The organism is Priestia iocasae (assembly GCF_016909075.1).
In the GTDB taxonomy this organism is placed as follows: Bacteria; Bacillota; Bacilli; order Bacillales; family Bacillaceae_H; genus Priestia; species Priestia iocasae.
In genome coordinates this window covers 1-12,760 of sequence record NZ_JAFBFC010000007.1, presented here as the reverse complement: position 1 = coordinate 12,760, position 12,760 = coordinate 1, and the positions used below count along the sequence as shown (strand labels likewise).

Annotated in this window: 15 protein-coding genes; all 15 read right to left on the bottom strand. The window is 41.1% G+C overall.

Features of this window, described 5'->3' with window-relative positions; translation table 11 throughout:
- Positions 1 to 128: 128 nt before the first annotated feature.
- Positions 129 to 359: a carbon storage regulator CsrA gene (gene csrA / locus JOC83_RS16395; RefSeq protein WP_205188473.1), complete on the bottom strand. Its 231-nt coding sequence runs from the start codon at positions 357 to 359 to the stop codon at positions 129 to 131.
- A 12-nt stretch (positions 360 to 371) separates the two neighbouring features.
- On the bottom strand, positions 372 to 806 hold the full coding sequence (gene fliW / locus JOC83_RS16390; protein WP_205188472.1) for a flagellar assembly protein FliW: 435 nt from the start codon (positions 804 to 806) through the stop codon (positions 372 to 374).
- 12 nt (positions 807 to 818) lie between these two features.
- Positions 819 to 1,409 (bottom strand): DUF6470 family protein, encoded by a 591-nt coding sequence (locus tag JOC83_RS16385; protein ID WP_205188471.1) that lies wholly within the window; start codon positions 1,407 to 1,409, stop codon positions 819 to 821.
- A gap of 137 nt (positions 1,410 to 1,546) precedes the next feature.
- A complete protein-coding gene (flgL, locus tag JOC83_RS16380; RefSeq protein WP_205188470.1) occupies positions 1,547 to 2,428 on the bottom strand; it encodes a flagellar hook-associated protein FlgL in 882 nt (293 codons plus the stop codon).
- A 9-nt stretch (positions 2,429 to 2,437) separates the two neighbouring features.
- Positions 2,438 to 4,054, bottom strand: a complete 1,617-nt coding sequence (flgK, locus tag JOC83_RS16375; RefSeq protein ID WP_205188469.1) for a flagellar hook-associated protein FlgK — start codon at positions 4,052 to 4,054, stop codon at positions 2,438 to 2,440.
- Positions 4,055 to 4,073: 19 nt separating this feature from the next.
- The gene (locus tag JOC83_RS16370) at positions 4,074 to 4,568 is read right to left on the bottom strand and encodes a flagellar protein FlgN (RefSeq protein ID WP_205188468.1); all 495 of its coding nucleotides are present in this window, start codon (positions 4,566 to 4,568) and stop codon (positions 4,074 to 4,076) included.
- Between the two features lie 8 nt (positions 4,569 to 4,576).
- The gene (gene flgM / locus JOC83_RS16365) at positions 4,577 to 4,843 is read right to left on the bottom strand and encodes a flagellar biosynthesis anti-sigma factor FlgM (RefSeq protein WP_205188467.1); all 267 of its coding nucleotides are present in this window, start codon (positions 4,841 to 4,843) and stop codon (positions 4,577 to 4,579) included.
- A 161-nt stretch (positions 4,844 to 5,004) separates the two neighbouring features.
- Positions 5,005 to 5,430, bottom strand: coding sequence for a TIGR03826 family flagellar region protein (locus JOC83_RS16360; RefSeq protein ID WP_205188466.1), 426 nt, complete (start codon positions 5,428 to 5,430; stop codon positions 5,005 to 5,007).
- A 56-nt stretch (positions 5,431 to 5,486) separates the two neighbouring features.
- Entirely contained in the window at positions 5,487 to 6,197 is a 711-nt protein-coding gene (locus tag JOC83_RS16355; RefSeq protein WP_239583598.1) for a ComF family protein, read from the bottom strand.
- On the bottom strand, positions 6,190 to 7,659 hold the full coding sequence (locus tag JOC83_RS16350; protein WP_239583597.1) for an ATP-dependent helicase ComFA: 1,470 nt from the start codon (positions 7,657 to 7,659) through the stop codon (positions 6,190 to 6,192). Before JOC83_RS16350 ends, JOC83_RS16355 begins: the two co-directional genes overlap by 8 nt.
- Before the next feature lie 109 nt (positions 7,660 to 7,768).
- Entirely contained in the window at positions 7,769 to 8,611 is an 843-nt protein-coding gene (locus JOC83_RS16345; protein ID WP_205188464.1) for a DegV family protein, read from the bottom strand.
- Positions 8,612 to 8,851: 240 nt separating this feature from the next.
- The gene (locus JOC83_RS16340) at positions 8,852 to 9,289 is read right to left on the bottom strand and encodes a YaaR family protein (RefSeq protein ID WP_205188463.1); all 438 of its coding nucleotides are present in this window, start codon (positions 9,287 to 9,289) and stop codon (positions 8,852 to 8,854) included.
- Positions 9,237 to 9,596, bottom strand: coding sequence for an EscU/YscU/HrcU family type III secretion system export apparatus switch protein (locus tag JOC83_RS16335; protein WP_205188462.1), 360 nt, complete (start codon positions 9,594 to 9,596; stop codon positions 9,237 to 9,239). The genes JOC83_RS16340 and JOC83_RS16335 overlap by 53 nt, the downstream gene beginning before the upstream one ends.
- Positions 9,593 to 11,494 (bottom strand): hypothetical protein, encoded by a 1,902-nt coding sequence (locus JOC83_RS16330; protein WP_205188461.1) that lies wholly within the window; start codon positions 11,492 to 11,494, stop codon positions 9,593 to 9,595. The genes JOC83_RS16335 and JOC83_RS16330 overlap by 4 nt, the downstream gene beginning before the upstream one ends.
- 118 nt (positions 11,495 to 11,612) lie before the next feature.
- A complete protein-coding gene (locus JOC83_RS16325) occupies positions 11,613 to 12,575 on the bottom strand; it encodes a M14 family metallopeptidase (protein WP_205188460.1) in 963 nt (320 codons plus the stop codon).
- Between the last annotated feature and the right edge of the window lie 185 nt (positions 12,576 to 12,760).

Here is a 12,760-nt window from a genome sequence, read left to right as displayed (position 1 = left end):
CTTGAATGTATATTCCACGTCCTTGTGGATGGTTTGGAATAGGTCGAGAAGTCGGCCGCCTTTCGACTTATTCTTTACAGTGTTTATATCGTCATGGAGACACAGTTGTTTAGAGGTTTAACGTGAATTTATTTCTCTTTTTTTAACTTTTTTAGCTGCTGTAGTAAATCAATGGCTGTTTCCGATGCTTGTTTATTTTCCTGCTGAATGGCTTGATAGATTTCTTTTCGGTGAATGTCGATATGCTTTGGGGCATTGATGCCGATTTTGACCTGATCGCCTTCGACTTTTAAAATGGTGATTTCGATGTCATCGCCAATTTGAATGGACTCTTTACTCTTTCGTGTGAGAACGAGCATGTCCCTCCCTCCTTACTTTACAGGTTGTTTGTATAGCTTGTGCTTTGTTTGATAATTTGTGTTCGTTAAAATGATTTGCTTTCCTTTGTTGTTTTTCGTATTTACAATGACCGGTGCTTGTAGATTCGCTGTTGAGTGTTCCATTGGATCTTTAATCATTAAGATTGAATAAACCGCTACATCTTTTTCACTTTCAATCCCTAGTTTCTCCAAATAACCCTTGTCTATTTCAAAATCATAGTCCGTAAAGAAGAGAAAGGGATTTGCAACAACAAACGCTAGCTCTGGTGTTTGAACGGATTGAAGCAAGTAAAACAGGCTGTCCTCTGCCAACGGTAACACGACAAACGCTTTTTCTTCTAAAAACCCTGGAATTCCATCGTCAAATCGGAGAATGTCTTGCTTGTTGATGTCAAGCTCTCCATGATATTTCGTTTCAATGTTCATGCATTCACAACCTTATATTTTTTGTTCGTACTTGATCCCTCGGTAATAGAGGTTGTCAAAATCAATCTTCAGCGAAGCTCTCTGTTCCATCTCAATGTCGACTTTTCCTCTTTCTACGTTGAGTGTCGGCTTATTTGTTTTGGCTTGAATAATTGGATCATTTCGTTTCCATTGAATGTCGACTTTTCCTGGTGTGTAATTGATTTTCACACTGTCATGAGACGGAATCCAGCCGATATTGAAATCATAGATTGGTGGTTCACTGTTTTGTTGGGCGTGCTGAGGAATCGGATTACCTCCATCTTCAATTCGCATGAGGTCTTCTCCTTCTTGTGACCTTCGTGCTAATCCAGCCAACCAGTCTTGATGGCCTTGGTCCGCTGCTTCTTCAATTCGTTTTGAAATATGCTTCAAATCCATGTCTTCCCATGCTTTCGTTTGATCAATTGTCAGCTGCGAAGGGGTACGCTCAATGTTCATTTCGGCTTTTGGCTGTTCAATGGACAAATCCGCTTTCGGCTGAGAAATCTCCATCGTTGCAGGAGTACTATTCATGCTAATCCTCGCTGAAGTGGATTCTAATCGAATTTGTGGCACACGCATCTTTTACCCTCCTCTTCTGTTTAGAATGGATTAAACACCTAACAAAAATCACTGCCCCTTCATTTCCATTCAACGCATGGACAATGTGACAGTGATTGTTACAAATTTGTTTTTACTATAAATCAAACATTCTAATTCTATCTTAAGAAGTCCATCAGTGTTGGCTGAATGATTCGTGAACCAACACCAAGCGCGGCACGATGAACGCTTTCCTGTGTTTTCAAGTCGGTAATAACACGTTCAATATCAACGTCTTCGTTTTCAGATAGGACGCGATTAGCGATCACTTCTTGTTCGTCAATACGTGTTTCCATCATTTCGATACGGTTTTGGCGTGCGCCGATCTCAGAGCGAACACTTAGAACGGCGTTGATGTTGTCATCGAGATCTTTTAAAGAAGCATCAATGTCACCAGCATTACTCATTAATTTCGTCTGCAGATCTTCAATTCGCTTAAAGAAGTCTGCGTTAAATAGCTTGTTTCCAGGTACATTCACACCGATATAGATCCCTTTAGACAGCTCAATTTTCACTTCGTTTGCATTCGTTGATGTAGTCGCAACCGTGCCACCTGCGTTCGTTGTCACAGGCTCTTTTGACGTGTTTGTCCCATTAAAGATGTATTTGTCACCTACTTTTGTGTTGGCAATCGTGACGAGATGCTCTTTTAGCTGCTTAATTTCTTCTTCAATTGCTTTACGCTGATTTCCTTCATACGTATCGTTACTTGCTTGAACGGTTAATTCACGAAGTCGCTGTAGGCCTTGGGTGGCTTTGTCTAACGCCGCATCCGTGTTTTCTGTCCATGTATATGCTTCTGAGAAGTTTCGCTTATATTGCTCCACTTCCATTAAGTTCGTGCGATACGTAATTCCTTTCATCGCGACGACAGGATCATCAGATGGACGCGTAATTTTTTTACCCGTCGCAAGTTGATCTTGATATTTCCCCATGTTTGCATAGCTTTTACTTAAGTTACTAAGCATATTGCTCGCTAGCATACTTTGTGTTACGCGCATTACCTATCCCTACCTTCCTCCGACACCTAGACCGTTAATAATTTTATCGAGCATTTCATCAATGACTGTCATATTACGTGCCGCTGCATTGTAGGCGTGCTGAAATTTGATCATATTTGTCATCTCTTCGTCTAACGATACGGCACTAATTGATTGCCTTCTCGTCTCAACCGACTGCAGTAGCACATCTGTATTTTGCTGCATACGCACTGCTTGCTGTCCATCGACCCCAAGCTTTCCAACCCAGCCAGAATAATTTGTTTTTAACGTTCCATTTTGGAGAATTCCTGCAGGTAGCGCAATAGCTGCCATGCCTTCTAATGGAATTGATCCATTTGCGAGGTTAATATTGTTTAAGTTTGCGAGATTAATCGCATGCAATCCGTTTCCAGACTCGCCATTTTCGGTTGAAATGGCAATGTTTTTTAAGTCGTTTTCAATATCTGCATGAAGCTTGATGGACTTCGCTGCTCCTTTATGATCGGTTCCCAATCCATCGAAGAATGACTTACCTGTATTGTCCGTTCCGATGCCATAGCCTGCTTGATGAACCGTGTTAAACAATGTTCCAAACGAATACGCAAGACGATCCATGTTATCAATCATTTGTGGATACAATCCTTTTTGAGGATCGGTTGTTCCGTATCCATACGATTCAACCAATGCTTTTAGCTTTCCGAGTGGCAAACTTGCTTCATTTCCTGATCCAGCATTGATGGTTTGATCGCCATTTAATGATCCTGTTACCTTAAAGCTCGTAAACGTCGCACCTGGTGTTTCAGCTACGCCGTCTCCATCAATATCCGTTCCTCCTTCTACTGACAATTTGTCAAAGGATGATCCCTCTACTAATTTATACTCGACACCCTCATGCATGAACGAGATCGTATATGATCCTTCTGCGAGTGGTGAAGCGTTAGTTTGAGTAAGATCAGGCTTGACCGGTGTCACTTTGACTGCCATTTGCTTTGAAAGCTGATCAACAAGCTGATCACGCTTATCATATAAATCATTTGGTAAATAGCCATGTGGCTCGATTTCATTAATTTGTGTATTCACTTTGGCAACCTGCTCTAAAATTGAGTTAACTTCATTCACTGAAACCCCAATTTGACTACCAATTTCATTTCGCACTTGATGCAGGGAATCATTTAAATAATGAAACGTATCGGCTACAGCAATTCCACGCTGTCTCACAACCGCACGTGCTCCTTCATTTTCTGGATTAACACTTACATCTTGCAAAGACTGCCAAAATTGATCCATTACTTTTGATAGGCCACTCCCGCCTATCTCCGTAAAAATATCTTCCATGCGTGAAATATCGCTACTACGCGCTTCCCAATAGCCTAGTTTGTTGCTTTCACCGCGATATTGGACATCTAAAAATCCTTCGCGGACACGTTGAATACTTCCTGCTTCTACGCCCGTACCCATTTGTCCTGGAATTTGCGGACGATTCATTGAAGGCGCCGGATATGGCTCTGTTTGAATGAAATTAACACGCTGACGTGTGTAGCCGGGTGTATTGGCATTAGCAATATTGTGCCCTGTTGTATAAAGAGCTGATTGCTGAGCCGTCATTCCTCGTCTAGCCACTTCTAAACCATGAAACGTTGAACCCATGTTCATACCTCCTTTTTCATTAGATCTTTGAGTTGAAAGAAGAATGAGGCAAAGATTGCTTCACTCCATTTGGGCGCTCATAATTGTAGGATTTTGCTTGAGGACGTACAAGATCCATTGTTAGATGTACAAACTGCAGAGATTGATAAATGAGCTGCTGATTCAGGTCATTTTGTTGTTTTAGCGCAGACAAACAACGAACAAGTTCGGTTTGTACGCTCGTTAGTTGCTGCTGCTCTTTTTCATCTGCCCTATTGATTACATCTTGTAGCGTTGGATGTTGTCCTGTTAGAAGGTGACCCTTTACGAGCTCGTTCAGTGCATTTACTCTTGCTTCTTCTAGCTTTGCGATGGCTGCTATGTGGGCTTGTTCTTCTGTCATTAACGCATTTAATTCTTCCATGCTACCGCGTTTAATGGCGTCTGTTTTCCGCTCTGCTAATTGATGCAGACTTTGATGCAAGGTGACGAGCTTCGTTAAAAGGTTAAAAAGAGCTTGTATTGACACGTCCATCCAACTCTCTAATTATTTTTCGTATAGAAGTCCACCATACTCTTTGCAATGTTGCTTGGCTTCACTTCGTACGTACCTTGCTGAATTTGCTTTTTCAATTCTTCTACTTTTCGCTGACGCTCAGTGGTGAATTCATTTACATGCTGCATTTCTTTTCCATGAGCAGAAATTTCGACTTTATCTTGTTTATCATTTGTTTTATCCATTTTGTATTGTTTATCCATCTGTTTCTTATAAGGATTGATATTAAATGATCCGTATCCGTTAATTTTCATTTTCTCACCCTTTCAATCCGCTTTTGATTACCTTTATTATCGGCTATTTTGATGATAAATTAACCTTTTCATAAAAGATGATACAAATAGCACAAAGCAAGGATTAGACTAGATTTTTCGGCCTATTCTCTCGTTGTATGTTTCACTTCTAATCTCTCACTTTACTTCCTATCTTTGTTATCAAATGTGTGATACGTACGCATTTGCTGGTTTTTAAGGTCTTCTGCCTTACGATTTTCTGCTTCTTTTAATTTATTGACCTGTTGATTAAAGCTTGTTTGACACGTTTCACAGAGCTTTCCTTTTTGAATGAGCTCTCCGCACTGATCGCACGGATACCCTAGATTCGGAAATTGTGAAACTTGCAGACGTTTATGTTTAATAAATTTATAGATAAGTGTTTCTGGCACACCTGTTGCCTTCGTTACTTGAAGCATCGTTGCGGTTCTGTTTTCACGCTTTCGAATAAAGTTGTACACTAAGTCGTATTGTCTTTCTTCTTCCCTAAAGCATGCTTCACACACATCTCGGAACGCATTTTTCATAAAAATATTGTTACATGTTGGACAATTAATAATTTCGCCCATCTAAACCCCTCCACCCACGACTATTTACCCATTATATCGTCTCTTTTTTAGAGATGTTAACTCCTTGCAAGCGTAAATGATTGAACAGAATTTGCTCCTGCTTGTTTTAATACGATAGCCGCTGCATGCAAAGTCATTCCCGTTGTGTATATATCATCAATAAGAACAACGTCTTTGCTCTTCAACCTCGAACCATCCCTCACATTAAACACGCTTTTCATCTCCAAACGCTCTCCTCGTGACTTTTTAGACTGCTTTTCGTGATGAATGCGAGTTAATCCTTCATAAATGTTAGAAGATAATAACTCTGCCAGTGCTAATGACTGATTAAATCCTCGTTCATATAATCGTTCATCACTAAGCGGAATCGGCACTAACAAGTAAGCGGGTGAATACACTTGTTTGTACAACGTAACCCAATCACTTTGAAAGAGGTGAAGAAGTGCATAATCTCCGCGAAATTTAAATTGAGCCATGACGTCTTTACAAAAAGAGTTATACAAATAGAGAGAGCGATTTTGTCCTAGCGTTCCTTTGTAGACGGCATCTTGCTCCCATTTTTGACAATCGCTACACAGCCCGCTTTGGTAATATTGAGGCGATAAGGCTGACAGAGGACGCCCACATTTCTGACACAGTTCTCCTGAAATTTTTAGCAGCTTTTCTTTACACATATGACAAAGCTGCACACGATGATTGGGCGAAAAGAAATGATGCCAACTACTACTGTGTCGAAGAGGCTGATGACAGTAAAGGCAATTATCCATCGATAAGTCCCCGCTTTTTCGCTTCGACATTCATCGTGATAATGTGCGCTCTTGCTTTTAGCATCTCGTTTGTTTTTCCATAATGAAAAAAGGTACTCTCACCTGTTGGATACTCAGCGCTTCTACCTACACGCCCTGCAATTTGAACAAGAGCACTTTCTGTAAAAATACGATCTTCTGCCCCGAGTATCGCTACATCAATTCGAGGAACCGTTACACCTCTTTCTAAAATCGTGGTCGTAACCAAAACAGAGAGCTCACCTTTACGAAATTGCTCGACCTTCTCTTTTCGATGCTCATCTGCTGCATGAACGCCATCTACCGAGACGCCCATTTCTCGAATGAGCGCAACAACTTGATTAAGCACGTCGATGCGAGGGATAAAAATAAAACAAGGCGTCACTTCAGTGATGCGTTTTTGAAGCCATTGTTTAAACGGAACGGGTAACCGTCCTTTTTTTAATGATTTTTGCCAATTTCCACACCAACATAAGCTCGGAACAGGGATTGGATGGCGATGATAACGAGCGGGAATTCTGACTGTTTTTCGCTTTTTGGCTTTTACGTCTTGTTGCCATTTTTCATTAGGGGTTGCGGTTAAATAAATGGTCGTGGCATGAGGCTTTTTCGCTTGCTGAACAGCATACTGTAGGGTTTCATCGGCAGAATAGGGAAATGCATCAACTTCGTCCACAATGATGACATCAAACGCTTGGTAAAAGCGAAAGAGTTGATGAGTGGTCGTTAAAACGAGCGGAGAATAGACGTGACGATCAGGACTTCCTCCATATAAGCCAATGGCATTCGCATGAGGAAATGCTTGCTGCAAACGAGGAACAAGCTCTAAAACAACATCCGTTCGAGGAGTGGCGATACAGACGCGTTTTCCTTCTTGTAACGCAGTATGAATTCCTTCAAACAGTACTTCCGTTTTACCGGCTCCACAAACTGCCCACACTAACAGCTCCTCGTTATGATGGATAGCGGATACCACTTCAGAAGCAGCGAGTTGTTGAGCAGGTGAAAGTGTTCCTTTCCATGCAAGAAACGAAGTGCTTTCAGAATGAGGAATCGTGGGGCCGTTCCAACTAATCAGCGGCGTGCATTCACTGACTCTTCCCATCATGATGCACGCACGGCAATACGTACACACTTGATCACAGCGAGCACAATGGAATGAATAAAAAAGGTGCTTGTTCCCACAGCGATTACACATCATCGTCGGCTTGTGTACAATTCCTTTCCGATACGATACATAGCCGTTTTGATAATGATCATGAATGGTTTCAACTAAAAGGGGAATATCATCAATGAGTAGCTGTTTTCCGACTAACAGGTGCTGAAGCTCTGAGGAGTAAGAAAAGGTAGGATTTAGCGGTGGAGAGGTCCACGGAGAGCAATGAGAGATAGGTTTACCTTTTTGATGGTTCATGAGGTGTTCGTTTTCCACGTAAAATTTCATCACATCATTCCTTTCGTTTACAGCAACAAGTATACAAAAAACTGGAAAAACGAACAACAAAAAAGTGTTTGAATGAAACATCCGCTTCACTCAAACACCTTTTCATTTCTTATATTTTATACCAGCCGATTCCCATGGATCCTTCTCCAAGATGCGTTCCGATAACGGGACCAAAATGTGAAATTCCCCATTCAATTTGCGGGTATTCTTTTTCAAGCTCTGCTTTTAGCTCAGCCGCCTCTTCCTGACGGTTTGCATGAATCACGACCGCTTTCATTGGCTCGTTATGTGCTGCCTCTTGATCTAGAACCTCTACAATTCGTTTAATCGCCTTTTTACGTGTGCGAATTTTTTCAAATGGAACAATTTTTTTATCAACAAAATGAAGAAGTGGTTTCACTTGAAGGAGACTACCAACAAATGCTTGTGTAGCACTCAAACGTCCACCACGCTGAAGATGTGATAAATCATCCACCATAAAATAGGCAGAGATGGATTTCTTCATCTCTTCTAATCGAGCTAAAATCTCATCAGATCCTTTGCCTTCATTCGCCATTTGTGCAGCTTCTAATACGTAAAAGCCTTGAATCATACAACTAATTTCAGAATCATAAACGTGAACGTCAATTCCATCTACCATGCTTCCTGCCGTGATTGCTCCTTGATACGTTCCACTAATTCCACTAGAAAGTGTCACAACAATTGCAGCATCATACTCTTCTTTTAGTTGTTCAAACAATTCTACAAATTGGCCAATGGGTGGCTGAGACGTAGTAGGAAGCGTTTCTGCTTCACGTACCTTTTCATAAAATTGTTCTGCCGTAATATCCATTTCTTCTCGGTATGTCTCATTACCGAAAATCACACTAAGTGGCACCATATGTATGTTGAGCTTATGGAGTATGGTTTGGTCAATATAAGCTGTACTATCTGTAATAATTGCCGTTTTCATCAAGGATCCATCCTTTTGTTTTTTAGAAAAATTTTATCTATGATTATCGATGCATTGTTACAAACTTACTTCATCAAGCTAATTTATGCCGATGCTTTTCAATTCTTATATTGTACACCATTTCCAAGCCATTTGCATTATTCAATCCCTCTTATAGCCCTTTTAGCCCAATGACTCGCAAAAGAAAAAGCTACTTCAAAAGAAACATCTCTTTGTACCTTTTGAAATAGCCTTCTCTTTTTACACATATAAATTAACAAGCAACCCTTGAATTTCTCCTACTACCTTCAGCAAATCAAGCTGATTTTGTTCTTTATGAAGAACGGCTGCCGTTAAGTCATGAAGCTTACCATCTACTTCTCTAACGGTATGATAAGTGGTGTAGGAGCCACGATTGTTAAATCCACGCTGTTGATCAAGTGTCAAACCACTCTTTACCACATCATCCATAAACTGTTTAACAAGCTTTTTATATTGACGAAGACCATCAACAGAACGGTGCTTTGCCAACATTTCACCTTGATGCTCAATTTGCTGCATCAATTTATGCAGCCGCTCATACGTGGCATCTTGATGCTTTTGCCCCATTACTTCTGTAAATGAAGTAGAAGGAGTCACTCCTTTGCTAGCCGTCTGAACGTTCTGTAACGATGCTTTTTGTAGTCGTTGAATCTCCAAGCGAATGATCTCCTTCCTCTTTCTCAATTTCTTGAATGAATAGCAATACTTCTGCAATGACCGCATACAACTGTGGCGGTACTTGCTCACCTAAGTCTAAATCAAGAAGATGGTTAAGCAATACCATATTTTCTTCCACCGGGATATCGCGCTGCTGTGCTTGCTCAACCAGCTGTTGAGCCGCAGCACCCGTTGCTTGCGCTAATACTTTCGGGGATTGATCAGCATTTTCTTCATAGCGAATGACGGTTGCTCGCTTTTTCGGTTGATGCTGACGGTTTAACTGATTAATCTGTTGATACATCATATTGAGAAATCAAACCCTTCTTCGGTAGATTGATTCGTTTTTGGCTTGATTGCTTCTGGTTCGGTTTCTACTACAGGTGGTGATTGTTGGATGAGCGATTGATAGTTCACACCTTCAATACGAAATCCAACTGACTGCACGTTTTCCTTTAACCATTCTACAAGCGGCTTTGCTTTTTCAGCAAATTGTTCGTCATTGCTTTTAAACGTTAACGTTAACTTTCGGTCTACCGCTGTTAATAACACACCCATCGGCCCAAGCTTGTTTGTTTCAAACAAGAAATACAAGCTGCAATTTTCCCAATCAATGGTCTCTTGCTTTTTTTGAGAATTGATATAAACATTTACACTTTTTATTTGATCTTCTAGCATATAAGGTAACTGAAAGAACAGACTTTGTACATTCGTACCCGACTCTGGCTTACTGAGTAATTGTTGACCCGTTACATGATTCAGCGCTTGCTCGACTTGAAGCGGTACCTTCCCATTTGGAGAATGTTGAACAAGCTGTAATAACGCTTCTTTTACATTTTGCTGAGACGTAGGCTGCGCTTCACGTTGAAAAAAGAGCGAGCGAGCTACTTCTCGTTCATGCCCAACCCCAAGCTTCTTTAATACCTCTAACACCTGTCTCCCTGATGCTTGCTCTCCTGTTTCCTCTACCATCCTTTGCACTTGTGAAAAAACGTGAGGAGCTTGATTTTTTTCACTGACTCTTTGAGCAACGAGTTCGTTACGTTCTCCTTGTTGTGTCACCATTTTAGCATGTGAAGCTTGATTTGGCTTTTGAGCGATTGGCAGCTCTCCTTGGACAAGATGAACCATTTTATTTACAGACGGCTTGTATTCAATTGTTTCAAGTAGGCTTTTAATGTGCTGAATCGCCGTCGCTCCCTCTTTCACATTGCCAGTCGTCACGTGCTTTTTAGCTTGTTGAAGCAATGTACTCACTTCTAATAGCTGCTTTTCCGTTTTCATGTCGGCATACAGCATCATATTGCTTTTTAAAAGGAGATCATCGACCTTTTTAATCGCGGCATCTAGCCATTTATGTGCTTGCTCAGGAACAGGTTTTTCCGGATCAACATATTCACTGAGCGCTTGAACGCTTTTAAATACCGTGCGCTTTCCTTCTGCGAACTCATTCGTTAGACGCGCGAGCTGTTCGGTTACTACTTTGACAATCATTTGCTTTGAAACTGTTGAGGTCTGTGTCTGCTGAACAGCAGGAGCGTGTACACCTTCCGCTAAATCGGCTTCGGTGATCGGCTCTTGTAAAAAATTTTGTACAGCTTCTTCAACAGTTGACACAATCTCTGGATTGTCATTAACAACAGGTGCTTGCTCTGCTTCTATCCACTCCGTCATCGATTGACGATGTAATGCTTCATGAATAGGTGTTAAGAGTTCAGGGGTGATTGGTAACTTTTTTGCAAGTAACGCTTCAATGGTTGCAAGCTTCTGCTCGACTGTTCCTTTTGCTTGTGCAACAAATGTAATCAGCTTTTGAATGTCCTCTTTTTTCAGTGATACCCCTTTTTGCTCCAGAGCTTGAACAATCCCCTTTACCTCTTCTCGAACGCGTGGATTACGCACATCTGTTAAAAGTTGATCAACAGACTGTTCCGCTGATTGGATAGGCTGTGAAACAGCTTGCTTCACTACATTTCCTTCTAGACCAGCTTCTGACACGTTCGTGACATCTATTGTCATCTTTTGATTAACCTCAATCGGCTGATCAACTTTTACGCGTACGAGCTTTCCGTTTACTGTCATCATTCCTTCAAATTCATTCAATACATGCTGAATGGTCCCCGTTACTTGTTGACCTTGCTTTATCATCAGGGCACTTTGTGAGGCGGCATTTGCATACGCACCTAACTGATTATAAATTTGCAAAACATCCAACCTCCATCCGTACTCGTTTCATCCTCTTTTTTATCGGTTACATTGAACACATGTTTAAGGGTTATCTTTAGGTCTATTTTCCTGAAAGATAACCCTCTTGTCTATTCACTTACTTCATTTCATTCGCCACCATTAACCCAATGGTTACATTTTGCTTCCATATACGATCAAAGTTGCTTAATGGGACTGGTTGATGTCCCGCATATGGAGATACTTCAGGTGTGAAAGCGGGCATTTTTTGACTGCTAATAAACCAATCCGTATAGCCTCCACCTGTTCCACTCGCTGATTTTGGCACCATTGAGTAACCGGTTGCCCTAGACACTTTTCGCGCCAGCTTTTCATCACGGCTCAATTGACTGCCTTGCTGCTTAAAATACCAATACAGAATTTCTCCTGATGAGTGGTAAGAGATGGCTGCTCGGAAGTTGTGCTTTAATGTAAAATCGTATAACGCTTTTGTCTCAGGCTCGCTAAGTGCTTTTGTTCCTTTATAGTTTTGCGGACCTGGATAACGCGCGTTGCAGCACAAGTTATTCCAATTCGCAGGATATTGTTTGTTTAAATCTACACCTCGAATGTTGGCTTTCCACGCTGCAAAGTTCGTGTTGCCTCCATTCATTTTTAGTACTTCTTGTGGTCGCTTGGCGCTTTTATGACCCAATTGAACGAGTGACACACCGTCTGGATTCACCATCGGTACAAACCAAATTGCTGTATCATCTAAAATCGTTCGTGTATGATACGACCCAATCTTTGTTCCCTTTGCATACGAATACGCATATTGATCAATCTTCTCCATCACTAAGTTGGTAGAAATGTATTCACGAGCGTGATGAGACCCATTAATGAAAATTTCTTTCTTCCCTTTTCCAAGCTTTACTGCATAAAGCTCACGTCCATCTACAGATTGACCAATTGTATGTACTTCTAAAAAGTCACTGTACATCTTTTCAAGAATTCCAAGATCCCGCTCCATTTGTGTATACGTATAGACTGTTTTCGGATTGACGATATCTTTAGGTGAAAAAGTGACACTGTTCATATAGAGAAAGCCTTGACGGTTTGCCACGGTTACTTCAAGCCAATTTCCACTTATAGTGACAACTTGTAACGGACGCCCGCTTTTTACTGTCGCAAATGGAATAAGCTTTCCTGTACTATTATCTTGAACTACCCACCACTTATTGACCTTACGGTCTAATTGAAGTGGGGGATTCCTAAGAACACAAACCTATCGGTTTGTTATTGATTAGG